Genomic DNA, 17,083 nt, shown 5'->3' on the forward strand with positions numbered 1-17,083 from the left:
ATAAATGATTATCAATTAAATCTCCATCATGATTAAAATAAAACTTTTTTAAGTTTATTGAATTTATTCTGTCTTTGTTTAAGTTCCACATGATCTTAAATTGTTATTAATCCAGGAAGCCCTGTTTATCTGGAAAAATATAAAGCATTAAATTCAGTTTATTGCATAAATTTTACAAAAATATAAAATATTATAAAAGCTATATAATATTATTAATATTATTTTAGGAATCAATTGATATTAAAAATCATAATCCTAAAACTAAGGAGGTGAATCATGGTTAGATATTGTCCAAATTGCGGTGCAAAAAACAAAGATAATTCTAAATATTGTGTCAAATGTGGAAAATTGATCAGTATGGACATCCATGATATAAATAAGAATAGCATCCCTTCCAATAAAAATAGAAAAGAGAATTTCAATGAAGAGAAACAGGATGAAAATGGTCTGAATAAAAACATTTTGATTATAGCTATTGTGATTATATTATGCACCGGAATCATTGCAGGGGCGGTTATCTTTTCAAGCAACAATTCCTCAAATCAGCAAAACGATACAAATCCAGATCAGAATCAGCAGAATACAGATACCAATGTAAATAACCCCTCATCAGGTAGTGGCAGTAGCAGTGCAACTGCTGTAAGCAATCTTAAAATCATAAGCGGTAGTGTATCTACTGGCAGCAGCGATTCGGATAAGTCCTATTGTCATGTCTATGTCGGATCCGACCATGCAGGGGACTCTGTAAGAATCAGCGCCCTATTTAGTCGTGACGGCAACAATCTTAATGAAGGTAGGATTGTAAGTACCAATGTTGATTCAGCTGGTTATGTTGATGTTAATAGTGCTGACGGATTTAAATATTATCCTGATCAGGTTATACTGACCTTATATGACGGTGACGGTAATAGGCAAGATCAAAAAACAGTATATCTAAGTGCTACAAGCGGTACCCAGACATTCTAGAATTAAATTATTTGATGAACTGTAAATTCTTTAATCTATTCCATTTTCTTTTTTTAAGGTTTTGGTTCCTTTTAAGCTGTTCCATTTTCTTTTTTTAGGTCTTGTTTTAGCTTTTCTGATTTATCCTACTTTCATCTTTTTAAGTTTTGGCTTTTTTCAGTCTATTCTATCATCTTTTTTTAGGTCTTGTTTTGGCTTTTTTTTAAATGCCTTATTTCCACCTTCAATGGAATAATCTATAAAACCTATTTTTTAACTTTTCTTCTATATGGAATCTCTATTTTCATATTTGAAATTTATGTGTACCTAAAAACAATAGTAAACCGTCCATACATCAAAAAACTGTATATTTTTTTTACATAAGCTTTATATTTTATTTAAGTATTTTTAAAAAATCCAAAAAAATAACAAAGTTTATATTTTAGGTATGCCTAAATTTTAATTGGTTTCATATTGATTTCAAAAAAAGGCCTATATCTGATCGGATTAGGCCATGATTAATTTAATATAAAACTATCTGATTCTTATTTTAATTAGAATAAGGATTGTAAATACAAATCAAATGGAGGTGAATTATATTAAGCAGGTAAAAGCTTTATTGATTCTAATTATATTGTTTTTAAGTATAGGCACAATATCTGCTAGCGAGAATATTAGCGATGTAGATAATGATGCTATGGACGATTCACAAATAATTAATGAAGTTATCTCCAACTCATCTAATTATGTTGTTGGTGATGACGGCAATACTAAATCATTTAAAGATTTACAGGATTTTATAGATTCTAACACTAACGGAACAATTGATATTGACAGCGATTATAAATTTGATTCTAATATTGACTCAAAAGGCGGAATAAAAATTACTAAAGATCTAACTATCAATGGTAACAATCATGTGATTGATGCCGATGGTAAATCTTTTATATTTAACATCACTAACTCAGCAGTTACAATAAGCGATTTGACCTTTAAAAATGCCAATGCTAAAAACTCCAATATGGGCGGTGCAATTGATTCTACAGGTGACGAATTAATTGTAAATAACTGTAATTTCACGAACAATACAGGAACCCAGCATGGCGGGGCTATTAATTCAAGGTCAACAACCACTATTATTAACAACTCCAACTTAATTCAAGCAGACTTAGAAATTCCGATTATATCTATGGAGCTGCGGTATACTCATCACATGATGTTAAAGTATACAATTCCAATTTCACTGATAATTATATGGTTAGATACGATTCCTATGCAACCGGTGGTAGTGCAATATATTCACTGAAAAATGTTGAGGTTTACGGATCTAACTTTGAGAATAACAGCGGAACGCGATTCGTTGTAATGGGTAGAAATGTTAACGCAAGTGATTGCACTTTCTCAAACAACAGTAATTATGATCCATATGGAGCTGGAGTTTTAGGTGCCGGAATAAATATGAACGTTGATAATTGTACTTTTATATGTAATACCGCAGGCAAATATGGTGCCGCTGTATATGGAACTGATGTTGTTGTAAACAATTCTAAATTTATAAATAATACAGGTAATAAAAATTATCTAGGTTCAGGAATATACTCAAATGGAAATTTGAATGTTTCAAATTCCTTATTTAAGGTAACACTGCAAATTTCCGTGGAGGTGCAATACTGGTTGATGGAATTGGAAACATTGACAATTGTACATTCATTAATAATACTGCATATAAATCTGGTGGAGCAATAAGTGGAACTACAATTAACGTTAATAACAGCAATTTTAAAGGAAACTACGCATCAAAATATGGTGCCTCTATATTTGCGGTAAATGCCACTATAAACAACTCAAACTTTACAAACAACCATGACGGAAACAACTCTTCAATATTTGCTATAACTAACTACACCATAAACAACTCCAATGATGACAACAGGGAAACATCCCTTAACTTAACCAAAATAGTCTATGGTACTTACAGGGGTTTAATTAACTTTAGTAATGGATATTATGGATATTGTATTGAACCATATGCTACCGAAGGCGGCGACGGTTATGCAATAGATGATCTAAGTTCACTTACAGATTTAAACGGTAATGATGTTTCCGAGTATTTGAAGATCTTCATATGGTATTATTATAATAATACTAACGTGTCCTCTGATTTATTGGGTTATGATATGCAATTATATCTTGCAGAATTCACAACTGGAAATTTCAATAGGTTAGCTAAGTATTATCCGTCACTTAATAAAACAGTTGAATTGTATGAAAGTGGTTTTAGAGTTCCTACCCATAATGCTGTTAGAAAATTAGACAATGGTTCCTATATGATATTTAACTTTAAAACATTCTTAACCACAACGGTTCATCAAACTTGTATAATGTTTAATGTAAGTTATTTGGATGAATTGGATACCCATATGGAAGTTGAAAAGATTACTGTAAAACCTTTAGTCAATTTAACCAGTAAAGCCCCATTTATTATCCGCGTTACAAATGATTGTAATTATACTTTGGATAATGTGTTTGTTGTTGAAGATAAGTGGGATGATGGTTTGGTTTATGATTCATGGAACAATGATGCGAACTGGACTCATAGCTTAAATGACGGTAAACATACCTGGTATTACATTAATTATTTGGCACCAGGAGAGTCTGCAGAATTTACTGCATACTTTAACACTACTAAAACAGGTAATTTTACAAATTATGTTATTGCCGGATCTAATCAAACCCAGAATGTTACAGCTGAGAATTCCACCGAGGTTATAATTGGTAATACTACTAATAATACAAACAATAATACTAATGTAACTCCTAATAATAATACTAACAATACCGATAGTAACACAACTGATAACACAACCAATGATACAGGTAAGAACGTTAAAACAAGCAATGATCCAAATATCTCTGTACTTAAAAATGGTAAGGCAGGTATATTTGCAGTTAGAACCATGCCTAAAACTGGAAATCCTTTATTGATTTTGTTAATCTGTATCTTGTCTTTAGGATTAATTCCATTTAAGAAAAATTAAACTTTAAACTTTATATTTTTATTTTTTTTTGCATAGTGTATCTTTTTTTAAGATTATTTGTATTAACTTATTTAATGGTCATCTTTATCATTCTTAAACTTCAGTTTTTATTTGTTTTTTTTAAATAAATCGTTTACCTCTGTTGTTTCCATTTTTTCCTAGTTCTTAATTAACTTAAAATTTTTAGGTATACCTAAAAATTTATATACTATTAGTTATAATTATGTTTATACAGATTTGGGAGAAGTTACCTCTTTGAAATTTTAAGTGAATTGAAATTCAATGATTGGCTAATTTTTTAAAAAGCTGTATTGAACTAATGTTGAGGTTAAAAAAATTGTAGTATATAAATAGACTAAAATGAGTGTTTATGTCCTTTTATATGGGTTACAGGCTTTAAATTATTTAATGTTATGACTGTTTATTATGATCTATAAAATGGACATTTGGTGGCTTGCGGAGTGTATTATGATTCAATATGAAATAAACAATATAAATGATTTAGAAAATGTCTCTGAAATTTCAGAAGAAATAATCACAGGAATAGTTGAATGCATGGATTCTGGTGAAACCTATAGTTTTAAGGCATCACGAAAAAGTAAAAACAGTGATTTCGGAATATGCTGGAATATTTCACAGGTTCCAGAATATTTAATAATTACATTGGAATCAATCATTGAATGTCTTTCTTTTGAGGAAAGGTTGCCATTAAAGTATGCTAAAGGACGGGTAATTACTTGTAACTTTTCTCCAGATTGTCTTGTTTCTGTGGTAAATCATTATGTAAATATATGAGGTGTACCCTTGAGTTTTTATATGGATTTATATGATTAATTTTTAAAAATCAGGCTTATCTTTTTATAATTTTTTTTATTTTGCCAGTTATATTGGTCTAATCTATCGGATTTTTTTAATGTTCTAATTTATCCGATTCATTGTTTTGTTCCTGTTTTGGCTTTTAATTAGTTTTTTTATTATTTTAATTTATTAGGGGATTTATTGATTATTGCTATGTTTCGGCTTTCTTAATCAGTTTTTTTTATTTGTCCTATTTATCTTATTTTCTTATGCCTATTATTGGTTGGATTTTCCTTGCTTTAGAAAGTTAACTATCTAAGTTTTATCTAATCTATTAACTTTTACTAATTTCATCTAATATCCTGCTCTTTATAAGGAATCTTTATATTATCTTAAAATATAATAATATATGATATATTGATTAATTTAAATATACCAATATTTTTTTTATAAATTTAGAGTGTGATATTATGAAGATTTTAGGTATTAACGCTAGTCCAAGAAATGATGGTAACGTTTTAATCGCTTTAGAAACTGCTTTAAAAGAGGCAGCTGATGGCGGTGCTGAGACCAAAATAGTAAGCACCAACAAATTAAACATTCGTCCTTGCCAGGGGGATAACTATTGTAAGGAACATGACGCACAATGCGCATTACAGGATGATATGCAGGCTATTTATGATGACATTAAGGAAGCTGATTCCATCGTAATTGGAACCCCAATCTATTTCAGTGACTTTACTGCACAGGCTAAAATCATTATGGATAGGATGTATGCATTCTTTATGAGTGAAAAATACCAGAAGGAATTCGGAAATAAAACCGTATCATTCATTACCAGTAATGGTGTTGCTCCTGCTGAATCATTCAAGCCATCATTAGATCTACAAATGGGCAACTTCGTCATGTTAGGTTTTAACCAGGGTGAAATCCTATCATTATCTGACAACAATGTTCCTGGGGCTATTAAGGAAAAAGATGATCAGTTAGCTCAAGTTAAAGAATTCGGTAAAAACCTATTAAACTAAATTTTTTCAATTCTTTTATTTTTTATTTAAAAATTCTTTTTTTTAAATAAATAGCCTTATTTTTTGACTTTTTTAAATCCTAATAATATTTTTTATTATTTATCTATTTTATCTATTCTATTTTTTTTAATCTTTATTTGATTTATAAATAGGTTTTAACTTTTTAATTTTATATTGGAGATTACATCGTCTTTGTTTTCAGATTTTCTGATTTTTTTTCTTTTAATTAATTTTCAAAAATCCCTATTTTATCTATAAAAGGATTGTAATTTCATTAAATGTAGAAAAATCTATAAATGTGTGAAATGTATATTTAATTATTAACTGAGGTAAGGTCGATAAAATGTCATTGATCGATGTGATGAAAAACAGACGTAGTATTAGAAAATATACCGATGAGGATATTCCGGAGGAGAAACTGGAAAAGATCATACAGGCAGGTCTTCTTGCACCTACAAGCCGTAATAGAAAACCATGCAATTTTATGGTGGTTAAGGATAGGGAAACATTAAATAAGTTATCCAAATCTAAAAGAACAGGTTCAAAAATGCTTAAAGGTGCAAATACCGCAATAGTGGTATATGCGGATTCTGATAAGGCGGATACCTGGATTGAGGATTCCTCTATTGCATTAAGCTATATGAATCTCATGGCTGAGGAGCAGGCTATCGGATCCTGTTGGGTTCAAATACATCTAAGAAAAACAGGAATCAATAAAAATTCCGAGGATTACGTAAGGGAATTATTTGATCTTGACGGGAAATACAGAATAGTTGGAATTCTATCATTAGGTGTGCCAGATAAGAAGCCTGATGGACATGATTTGTCCGATTTGGACTATGATAAAGTAGAATATGTCTAAATAAAGATATTTTAACCTTAAATTCTTTTTATCTCTATTTTTGAAATTTTCGAACCTTAAACTTTAAGATTCTTTTTTCATTTTTGCTATATTTGATTTTTTTATTAAGATGTTATAATTTTTTTATTTAGATTGCATTTTTGATTATAAATAATGTATTGATCGGTATTCTTTAAAATTGAAATTTTAAAAGTAGCATTTTGATTTAAAATATTATTTGATTGATTAATCTAAATATAAAAAATAGGATTGGAATTGATTTAATTAATCAATCCTCTAAATATTTAAATACCTCATCAATACTGTTGGCTACATGGAACATGTCATATATATTGTCAACTAAAACTTTCTCATTAAATAGGAAATCCATCATTGAAAGCAGGTGGTTGTAGAATCCGTGGCTATTGAAGATGACTATCTTCTTGTCATGTCTTTCAAGTCTTCTTAATGTAAGTATCTCAAAGAATTCATCAAGTGTGCCTATGCCACCAGGTGCAACGATGAATGCGTCTGAATGTTTTAAAAATAATGTTTTCCTATCATCCATGGTCTTTGTATGTATAAACCTGCTGCAATCCTTACATAATCCCTCATAGTCGGTCATCCATTCCGGGGCAATTCCCAGAACCTTTCCACCATTGTCGATAACACCCCTTGAGGTGGCACCCATTATTCCGGTGTCTCCTCCACCATAGACCAGTTGATGGTTTCTTTTAGCTATTTCCTTTCCTAATTCATATGCCTCTTTCTTGTATTTCTCGGCAATGTTCTTACTTCCAGCACCATAAAGACAGATTTTCATAAACATCATCGGTTTTATTAATTAATTGTCTAGTTTCTATATCGATTCTACTAGTTCAAATCTTAATAATAATTATATTATTTTATATATAAATCGATTTGGTTTATTTTTCTAATCCAAAAGTTCTGGGTTTAAATCTAATAATTCAATTAAACTAGAAAACCAGCCGGCTAAAATCTGAATAATATCAATAATAAACCTTAAAATACTGTATATCATATGGTTTAATGTTGAAATTGGATATGACGGTTGGACTTTTTAAAGGCATCAGTTCTTAAGGGTATTAGGCTGATTCTGTGATTATGCATTGTTTCCATTATCTGTGGAAAGCTTATAGAATTTAAGTATTTCAGCTGTTTTTAATAAATTTATTTTAATTAAAAAGAATATAAAGATATTATGCATATGTTTAAAATTTAGGTAGTGTTTTATTTTATTAGATTTTAATAATTACTTTAGATTCCTTTATAATCTTATATGGAATGGTTTTTAATTTATTTTATAAAAATTAAGGCTTCTTGAATTTTCAATATTCCTTTAAATTCTTTTATAATCAGATAAAGAATAATTTCAATATTGGGTAGGGAATAGTTTTAATCTATCAGTTTTTATAGAAGTTTGAGGATTATTAAAGGGTTGACTATTTTTAAAATTTATGTGGAATAAAATTATTAGGGCTATACTATGGTAGGTACATTGGATAATACAAAAGGAGTGGATATTCTACTGGGGGATCCCAAGAAAGCTTTATGGAACACTTCCATTCCTTTAATCATTTCACTTTTCATCTCCAGTTTATACAATCTAATAGATGCTATATGGGTATCTGGTTTAGGTGCAAATCAGCTTGCGGCTGTAGGATTCATAATGCCCATATTCACGGCCCTTTTAGGTATTGGAAATGGTTTGGCTGCAGGTTCTTCCTCAGCATTGTCAAAGTATATCGGTGAGGACGATAAACATAGGGCAGATAACGGATCCATACATACAATACTAATCACTTTAATTATTTCAATAATCACGACAGTAATCCTTTTAGTATTTTTAAAGCCTATTTTGATCTTTATAGGTGCTGGAAACACGATTAGTTACAGTCTGGACTATGGATATATAATCGTTTTAGGTTCTGTCTTTATCATATTGTCCAATTCATTATATGGTGTCTTAAGGGGTGAGGGAGACTCAAACAGGACTATGTATGCAATGCTGTTCTCCTCAATTCTAAATATCATTCTGGATCCGATATTCATCTATGGTTTGAATCTTGGAATTAGGGGTGCGGCGGTTGCCACCGTAATCTCACTGGTGTTTGTAAACTTGATATTGATGTACTGGTTTTATATTAAGAAGGACACCTATCTCAAACCTTTCATCGGTAACTTTAAATTTGATTTGGATATTACAAGGGATATCCTAAAGGTAGGACTTCCTGCAAGTCTCGAACTGATAAATAATGCGGTATTTGCAGCCTTATTCTCAATGCTTCTTGCATATATCGGAACAACCGATGCGGTTGCGGTATATTCAACAGGCTGGAGGGTGGTTACCGTTGCAACCACACCGATACTTGCCATTGCAACGGCGCTCGTATCCGTTGTAGGTGTTAATTATGGTAGAAAAAACTATGAGAACATTAGGATAGCCCACAGATACTCCGTAAAGATGGGTATTCTATTTGGTCTGATTGCGGCCGTTGTTGTATATATATTTGCGCCTCAGATTGTGGCTATATTTACCTATGGAGGTACAAGTCAACGACTAAACGGAAGCCTAATCGCATTTCTGTTATGCATCGTTTTCTTTTTCCCGACTATGGGTTACGGTGCCACATCAACCTATGTGTTTCAGGGTGTAGGTAAGGGCATTACCGCAATGTTTCAAACAATCTTAAGGGAAACCATTTTCACATTGGCTTTTGCGGTATTCTTATCAATCTATTTAGACTGGGGAGTATATGGCGCATGGCTTGGAATAGTTCTAGGTGAATTGGTGGTAAATACCATCACCATGGTATGGGCCGATTTATATATCAAGGGATTAATCAGAAATAGCTCTTAAATTTCAGCTATTTTAATTGCTTAATATTAATTTTCAACTTAAACAAGATTGATTAACACTAATTAAAATATGAAAATAATCAAAGAACAGTTATCAGATAAAAAAATCATTCCAGAATAATCAATGATGTGTTGAATTGCTTGAAAAAAAGGAATTGGACTAAAATAATTAATATTTAAAATTTAATAATACTATTTCCTTAAAAAAGAGAATTAAACTAAAAGACAGTTAATATTTAAAAATTAATATTGTTTTTTGCTTAAAAAAAAGGGAATTGGACTAGAAGACAGTTGGTATTTAAAAATTAATAATGAATTAATTATAAGAAGGGTTTAATCTTCAATATAATTAAATTTTTTCTCCATAACTATTATTAAAACAAAACCTATGATTGCAAGGACTACACATGGAATCCATGAACCACTGATGCTGGTTGTGATCTTATCTACTGGTAGTCTCAATGTTCCAATCATAATACCAATCAAGAATGCCATTGTAATTGATTCATGATTTTCAAGTAGATAGTTTAAGACTTTTGAAAATCCTAAAATACCAATCACCGCACCGACAATAAATACAATCATTTCCGTAATTTTTAGATTGCTTAAACAGTTTAGCATATACTGGTATTGTCCGAGAAGCAACAATAAAAATGATCCTGATATACCTGGTAGAATCATTGCACATATAGCTATTATTCCTGAGAAGAATATTACAATTAGACTATGGTTTGCAGCTATTGGATTTAAACCAACAAAGATATATGATAACACTATTCCAATTACGGTTGTAACTATCAGCTTGAAGTTTAATCCGTCCAGTTTGGTATATAGGATATATGCGGATGCTAAAATTAATCCTAAAAAGAATGCAAATATGTTTGCGGTCTGTGCAACAAGCAGGTAACTGATTAGTTTTGCAAGTGATAGGAATGCAACAGCTATACCTAGAAGCAATGGTATGAACAGTTCAAAGTCTATCTCATATAACAGTCTTTCTTTAAAGCCTGAGAAATCTCCTTTTAAAAGAGGTTTCATAAAAGTAAAATTAATACTACTTATCGCATGTACCAGACGTTCGTAGATACCGGTAATCAATGCAATGGTACCTCCAGATACCCCTGGAATAATATCTGCAGAACCCATAAATAATCCTTTAAGAAAAATTATTACGGATTCCCTTATATCAAAACTCATAAATTCACTCCTGAAATTAAAATTATATTCATATCTTTATTTACAACTATATTAACTTTTATAACCTTGATTTTGATAAAATTTGTATAATCATAAAATGTCAAAAATATTTTACATCTTAAGATTTGGTATATCCTAATATATAAAGCTTTCTTAAATTGTGAAAAATAGTTCCCATAAAATAAGCAAAATCTGATTAAAATATATTTTCCAAATCATGTCAAAAATATTTTACATTTTAAGGTTTTGTGTATTTTGATATATAAAGCTTTCCTGGATTGTGAAAGATGGTCTTTATAAAATAAGTAAAATCTGATTAAAGCATGTTCCTGAAGATCTAATCATTCATGTGCATATTTTACTTGATATTGATTTAAACAGGTTAAAAATTGAAAAAAAATAGTATATAATCAGTAATATGTGATTAAAAAATAATAAATTGATGTTATTTTTTTTAATTTGTTATTAGGTGTTATAGGAATCCAAGACCCTCAAGTAGTATTCTACATCCAAGAAGAATTAGAATCACACCACCAAGGATTTCGAACTTGTCACCAAAGTAGTCCCCAATCTTCTTACCTAAATAAATACCGATGATTGTAAATATAAATGCAACAAGACCGATTATGATTACAGGTATTAGAATGTCTATCTTTAAAACCGCATAGGTTACACCTACTGCAAATGCATCAATACTTGTTGCAACGGCAAGAAGGATTAGTTCAGCAAAGGAGAAGGTGTCCTCGTCATCATCCAAATCATCAGAGAAGCTTTCACGGATCATGTTTGCTCCAATCAGAACAAGCAGTATGAATGCAATCCATGGGGCTACCTCTGATACGATTAGCTGAAGCTGTACACCTAAGGTCCATCCAAGTATTGGCATCAACGATTGGAAACCGCCAAAGAATACTCCAAACCATAATATCTGTTTTAAGGTTATATTTTTAAGTGTAAAGCCCTTTGTAAGTGAAACGCTAAATGCGTCCATGGCAAGTGCGACTGCAATAAGTAAGGTTGAAACTATATCCATATTATCGAAAACCAGATTAACTAAAAATCAGTATTTTATCTATTAAAAACTAAGTAATTAAACTTTGTAAATGGTGGTTTATATAATTAGTTTAAATGTGGTTTATAATATTTAAATTGGGCTTAACATTATGTCGGCTAATCTTTAAAATTTGATTTAAAAGGGGTATATCCGGAATAATTTTAAAGTTTTATCTTCAAATGTCCGGATTTAATCATAACCGATATAATAACCAGGTATGCCTATCTTTCTTAAAACCGTGATTATGCCCCAGCTACTTACAAAGGTTAGAAATGCAAGTATGAATGTCCAATAATATGCGTTGAAGTAATTAACATCCACAAGCAGGAATATTATAAGTAGCATCGTTTGATGGGTTAGATAGATGCCATAGCAGGACCTGCTTATTGACTTAATGCCAACACTGATTAGTGGTTTTTTAAACAATAGCGCGAATCTTTTGAATATTCCCTCGGTACTATCAAAATTGATATACTTCCAGAATAGGAATACGCCTGCAGCCTGCAGTATAATGACCAGACTCACATCCATATAGGAACGTGTGTAAAAGTTGTAGTGGTGTAGGAACAGTGTCCTCTGGAAGCCCTGGTGGAAGACATCAAAGTATACGATAAATGTGGTTGTGGCCAGAAACAATATCAAACCTATCCATATCATTTTATTTGGGCCGCTTTTAAATTCCTTATGGTCCAGGTAATATCCTAGAAACAGGTATATTATGGGACCTATGAAGAAGGTCAGGTTGAAATATGTCGGTGTGTTAAAGATTTCCAGGGCCTGGTAGATAACCACCGCAAGAAATGACAACACCAGAAAATATTCTGCGCCACCTATCTTCGTTTCCTTGATATATGAATTGAGGATAGGCAGTGACAGATATATCCCTATTAACATCCATGCATACCAATGCTGAAGTAGGAAGGTCTTGAAAAGTGCGGTAAGACCAAACATGCTAAGACCTAGATCTCCATGATAATAGGTGTAGACTATGGCTATGACCGTATTCCATAGTAGAAACGGCAGTATGATGTGCATAAACCTGCCTTTTAAAAACTTGGGGATGTCGTCGTAATAGTCCCTCTCGAGCATCAATGTTCCAAGAAGCATCAAGAATATCGGCACACCAAAGGCCATGGTTGAAAACAGGACATATTCCTCATAGGTGAAGACTCCCTTATTGCTGAGTAATGTTGACGTGTTTATCAAAACAAGGCTCATTATACTTAAGGCCCGTAGCTCATCAATAAAAGCTATTCTTCTAGTTGGAATCCTTCTTGATATGTTTGAAAACGGGTCGGATGGAATGTATTCTATAGGTGTCTTTAAAAATGACATTTTACCACTGAACATTTTGTTAATCTGATTAAATATGGTTATACTTTAATTTTTATAATATTTAATTTAATGAGTATGTGGTTCTATAGAATCAGCTATTTTTTTTAAAATTATGTTCTGGTGTTGATTTAAGACTTTAACTGTTTTTTCATAAATCGTTAAAAAAGAGGTGGTTTTTTTGTGTTTTCAAACATCATAAAAAAATTAGGTTTAAAAGGGTTTTACTCCTCTAAATCATTTTCAATTTCTTTTATAACCCTTGCAGGCACTCCCACTGCAAGTGAATTGTCGGGAATGTCCTTTGTAACTACGGCTCCTGCACCTATTACGACATTATCCCCTATTGTAACCCCTGGTAGGATTGTGACATTTCCACCAATCCATACATCATTTCCTATTGTTACGGGATCGGTTACGCCTAGATGTTCCCTTCTTCCTTTTGGTGATATGGGGTGGCCGACACTTGTGATTAGGGTATTCGGTCCTATCATTACATTGTCTCCAATGGTTACCTTATTGCAGTCGAGAATCACAAGATTATAGTTTCCTGTGAAGTTGTTTCCAATTGTGATGTTCTTACCGTTATCACATTGGAATGGTCTCATGATCTCCACCTTGTCGCCGATACTTCCCAACATCTTTTTCAATTGTTTCTGCTGTGCCTCGGTATCCTCTGCAGGTATTCTATTATATATGTCTGTCTGTTTCATGGCGTTTTCTTTAATATTGGCTATTTCCACATCATCATAACAGTATTCAAGTCCAGCTTTAAGCTTTTCAAGTTCACTCATCATTTTAATCGGCCTTGTATTTTTTCATATAATGAATTTAAATATGTTTTATTTTTATTTAATGTTATTGGTGCTTTTTTTTATTAAAAATTATTTTAATCATTGTTTTTCAATATAAAAATTAATTTTAAATGAATTATATTGTTTAAATTAATAATATTAAATATTATAAAAGTAGAATAATTATGAAATAACATTATATAATTTTAAAACAAGTTTTAAACAATTATCATTTAAAGAAATGAATTTAATTAGTATATTTATGATAATATTATTGATTAATGAGATGTGATTTAATCTAGTGAAAACATTAAATTTTTTATAATGTGGTTTAAAATCATTAAACATTTTTAATTTGTTTTTTGTATTGGAAGGAGTCATTATTAACCATTTACTAAATCCTACTAACATTTCAGCTTCGAAACTATCAAATTTTTTGTTTTCTTTATCTAATAAATTAAAAATATTTTTCAAACCTCTATAAAATTTGTTTAAATTTGATTCTTTAAAATCTTGTGAGGTGGATTTATTATTTTCATCTAATCTTATATTATAAACATAACCATAAAAATCATTTAAGAAGACAATTGAATGAGCATTAATATAAACATTTAAATTAAAATAAACATCTTCATATAATGTACCAATGGGAACAATAATATTGTTTTTTAATAAAAATTTCCTTTTATATATTTTGTTCCATATAAGCATAGATGTAACTGTTAATAAAGAAGTATCTTCTTCAATTGAATTTAATTCGATTATTTCATCTTTTTTATCTAAAATAGAATGGAATTTTCTAAATTCTCCGTTGATATAATCATAATTTCTGCATGAAATAACATCTGCATTGTATTTTGTGATGGTGTTATACATTGTTTTACAAAAATCAGGGCAATAATAATCGTCATTGTCTAAAAACATTATATATTCAGAACTAGCATTTTGAATTCCAATGTTTCTAGGTTTAGAAGGGGATCCACTATTTTCCTTAAGAAATATTGGGACAATATTTTCATATTTATTTGATAATTCTTTTAATATTTCTTTAGTTCCGTCATTTGAATTATCATCTACTAGAATTAATTCAATATTATTAAATCCAAAGTCTTGATTAATTACAGAATCAATAGCAGTCATTAAATAATTTTTTGCATTGTAAGTAGGAATAATTATAGAAATTTTATAAGTCAAATCAATATCTCCCTAAAAAATAGTTAATCATTATCTTTTTTTACTTTTATGTAGAAGTCCAACATAGATATTTTTATATACAAACCTGGTAATCCAACGTTTAGCTATCCACATATGAAAATTCAGCCTTCTTCCAATTACCTTTAGCTCACATTCCTTAACTTTTAAATCCTGCATATCCATCCATACGTCAAACAATCTTTCGGTTAGAAATCCGTAGATTCTCTGTTGATAGGAGTCGTAACCCTTTAAATCTACCCTTTTTTCAAGTTCGAATAAAAGAGGGAAAATCCACTGGCAGTAACCTACAATCACATATTTTGGAGCGATAAACATATTATAGTAGTAAAGTGAGTTTCCTTCCATAACCTTGTCAAAGCTATTTAAATACTCTGGAGTTGTCTCCTCAATGATCTCCCTACACAAATCAAGATCCTGTGCATAGTTCCAATGTGCATAGTCCTCGTAAACGTTATCGAATAGGGATGTGGTTCTTTTAGGTAGGATTATATCATAGTCCTTAAAGATTTCCTCCAAATCGTTTTTATCTAATATTTTACCATATTTTCTTTTTGCAAAGTAACGTCTGTAATGAACTAAACCAATAATATCCGCATCGGAGTTCTTCCACATCCAATAAAGACCGGTCAATTCACAGTATGCCGGATTCTTACTGGAGATATTGTCTCCGGAGTCATCACTTAAAAATCCCATATTGTCTTGACCGTTTCGACCTACAAATAGGGGTTTGTAGATCTCATCCTCCTTGATATTTACAATGTCGTCTGGACTATGGGTGATTACATATACTTCTGTTTTTTTAGTCATTATACTGCCTTTAATTATTCTTTGATTATTTTTGGGTAATTGTTATAAATAAAGTTTTAAATACAAAAGAAAATTATAAATTAACCTTTGTTGAATTTATTTATTCTTGTTCTATAAATCTTTAATAAGATTTTTGATTGACTTAATGAATTGATTGTTTTACAATAATATCTAACTAGACTATATCTTTTTTTCATAACCAACTCATTTAAAATCCTTGTCCATTTCATTGTAGGTCTTATTTTAATAGGTAAATATTTTTCTGCAACGTATGCATTGTCTATTTCTTTTTTATAGTCCTTTTTGTTTAAATCTGTGGTTATTGTAAGATTAAATAATATATAATAATATAAAGTGTTGATAATTGTATCATAGAGTTTACTATCAATCTGTTTTTCAATAAGTAAATCTGATAATTTTATTAAACCTTTCGGATATTTTTCAATGTTTCGATAGGGTATGCTTTTAGTAAGGGAATCATCGTGGATATAATAATTATATCCGTAGTAATCCTTTAAAATCAGAATTTTTGAATTGGAGTTTACTAAAAATTCAATATTAAAAAGCCCATCATCAGGGAAGTATGTTTTATATAATTTTAAATTTTTATTTTTGACAATTTTCGTTTTATAGATTTTATCCCAAACCATTGACTGTGTGTATGCCCTTGGATATTCCTCAGGTATAAACGGATAGTCTGGAAAGTATGATTCGTCATTGTAAGTAATATCTTTATCTTCCGTTATTATTTTAAAATTGCACTGAACATAATCCACACAATTTGATTGGATAGAATTGTATAATACTTCGCAGATATCCTTTTCATATGCATCATCGCTATCTAAAAACATTATATATGGTGAGGTCGCATTTTCAATAGTTAATCCTCTAACATATCCTGGACCGCTATTTTTTTCTAAAAAAATTGGTTTGATGTTATTATATTTTCTTGCATAATCTTTGATTAATTCCTGTGTATTATCTGTTGATTTATCATCGCAAATCAATAATTCAATATTTTCAAATCCAAATGTTTGATTTATGACAGAGTCTATGCATCGTTTGATTGATTTTTCTGCATTATAGGTTGGAATAATAACAGATACTTTATATGTCAAATTAACTCCACTCCTTTTAATAAAATATTTTTTTTA

Annotated in this window: 16 protein-coding genes; 8 read left to right on the forward strand and 8 right to left on the reverse strand. The window is 30.4% G+C overall.

The window, feature by feature from the left end:
- Window positions 1-276: 276 nt before the first annotated feature.
- The 7 genes from ON24_RS01550 to ON24_RS01580 all read left to right on the forward strand — a co-directional run bounded on the left by ON24_RS01550 (window position 277) and on the right by ON24_RS01580 (window position 6,671).
- Window positions 277-966 carry a zinc ribbon domain-containing protein gene (locus tag ON24_RS01550; RefSeq protein WP_040681697.1) on the forward strand — a complete coding sequence of 230 codons (690 nt, stop codon included), beginning with the start codon at window positions 277-279 and terminating at the stop codon, window positions 964-966.
- A 562-nt stretch (window positions 967-1,528) separates the two neighbouring features.
- Window positions 1,529-2,251, forward strand: a complete 723-nt coding sequence (locus ON24_RS01555; RefSeq protein WP_152411871.1) for a right-handed parallel beta-helix repeat-containing protein — start codon at window positions 1,529-1,531, stop codon at window positions 2,249-2,251.
- A gap of 152 nt (window positions 2,252-2,403) precedes the next feature.
- Window positions 2,404-2,691, forward strand: a complete 288-nt coding sequence (locus ON24_RS09405) for a hypothetical protein (RefSeq protein WP_201415759.1) — start codon at window positions 2,404-2,406, stop codon at window positions 2,689-2,691.
- Window positions 2,655-3,983 (forward strand): hypothetical protein, encoded by a 1,329-nt coding sequence (locus ON24_RS01565; RefSeq protein WP_394295806.1) that lies wholly within the window; start codon window positions 2,655-2,657, stop codon window positions 3,981-3,983. Before ON24_RS09405 ends, ON24_RS01565 begins: the two co-directional genes overlap by 37 nt.
- A gap of 438 nt (window positions 3,984-4,421) precedes the next feature.
- Complete coding sequence (locus ON24_RS01570) at window positions 4,422-4,778, forward strand: hypothetical protein (RefSeq protein WP_152411873.1); 357 nt, start codon at window positions 4,422-4,424, stop codon at window positions 4,776-4,778.
- Window positions 4,779-5,251: 473 nt separating this feature from the next.
- A complete protein-coding gene (locus ON24_RS01575) occupies window positions 5,252-5,809 on the forward strand; it encodes a flavodoxin family protein (RefSeq protein ID WP_040681702.1) in 558 nt (185 codons plus the stop codon).
- Between the two features lie 343 nt (window positions 5,810-6,152).
- Window positions 6,153-6,671: a nitroreductase family protein gene (locus ON24_RS01580; protein ID WP_040681703.1), complete on the forward strand. Its 519-nt coding sequence runs from the start codon at window positions 6,153-6,155 to the stop codon at window positions 6,669-6,671.
- Between the two features lie 268 nt (window positions 6,672-6,939).
- On the opposite strand, the gene ON24_RS01585 is transcribed toward ON24_RS01580, so the two are convergent.
- Entirely contained in the window at window positions 6,940-7,473 is a 534-nt protein-coding gene (locus tag ON24_RS01585) for an LOG family protein (protein ID WP_016358677.1), read from the reverse strand.
- A 684-nt stretch (window positions 7,474-8,157) separates the two neighbouring features.
- Between ON24_RS01585 and ON24_RS01590 the strand changes: the two genes are divergently transcribed.
- On the forward strand, window positions 8,158-9,531 hold the full coding sequence (locus ON24_RS01590) for an MATE family efflux transporter (RefSeq protein WP_016358676.1): 1,374 nt from the start codon (window positions 8,158-8,160) through the stop codon (window positions 9,529-9,531).
- A gap of 332 nt (window positions 9,532-9,863) precedes the next feature.
- Here ON24_RS01590 and ON24_RS01595 read toward each other — a convergent pair whose 3' ends face one another.
- From ON24_RS01595 to ON24_RS01625, 7 genes are all read right to left on the reverse strand, one after another.
- The gene (locus ON24_RS01595) at window positions 9,864-10,676 is read right to left on the reverse strand and encodes a DUF368 domain-containing protein (RefSeq protein ID WP_048201039.1); all 813 of its coding nucleotides are present in this window, start codon (window positions 10,674-10,676) and stop codon (window positions 9,864-9,866) included.
- Between the two features lie 523 nt (window positions 10,677-11,199).
- Window positions 11,200-11,760: a manganese efflux pump MntP gene (locus ON24_RS01600; protein WP_016358674.1), complete on the reverse strand. Its 561-nt coding sequence runs from the start codon at window positions 11,758-11,760 to the stop codon at window positions 11,200-11,202.
- 210 nt (window positions 11,761-11,970) lie between these two features.
- The gene (locus ON24_RS01605) at window positions 11,971-13,131 is read right to left on the reverse strand and encodes an acyltransferase family protein (protein WP_081585222.1); all 1,161 of its coding nucleotides are present in this window, start codon (window positions 13,129-13,131) and stop codon (window positions 11,971-11,973) included.
- Window positions 13,132-13,337: 206 nt separating this feature from the next.
- The gene (locus tag ON24_RS09480; RefSeq protein ID WP_016358672.1) at window positions 13,338-13,910 is read right to left on the reverse strand and encodes a sugar O-acetyltransferase; all 573 of its coding nucleotides are present in this window, start codon (window positions 13,908-13,910) and stop codon (window positions 13,338-13,340) included.
- Between the two features lie 180 nt (window positions 13,911-14,090).
- Window positions 14,091-15,101 carry a glycosyltransferase family 2 protein gene (locus ON24_RS01615; protein WP_040681705.1) on the reverse strand — a complete coding sequence of 337 codons (1,011 nt, stop codon included), beginning with the start codon at window positions 15,099-15,101 and terminating at the stop codon, window positions 14,091-14,093.
- Between the two features lie 30 nt (window positions 15,102-15,131).
- Complete coding sequence (locus ON24_RS01620) at window positions 15,132-15,929, reverse strand: DUF4422 domain-containing protein (protein WP_016358670.1); 798 nt, start codon at window positions 15,927-15,929, stop codon at window positions 15,132-15,134.
- Between the two features lie 80 nt (window positions 15,930-16,009).
- On the reverse strand, window positions 16,010-17,047 hold the full coding sequence (locus tag ON24_RS01625) for a glycosyltransferase family 2 protein (protein ID WP_016358669.1): 1,038 nt from the start codon (window positions 17,045-17,047) through the stop codon (window positions 16,010-16,012).
- Between the last annotated feature and the right edge of the window lie 36 nt (window positions 17,048-17,083).

Source organism: Methanobrevibacter boviskoreani JH1 (assembly GCF_000320505.1).
Taxonomy (GTDB): domain Archaea; phylum Methanobacteriota; class Methanobacteria; order Methanobacteriales; family Methanobacteriaceae; genus Methanarmilla; species Methanarmilla boviskoreani.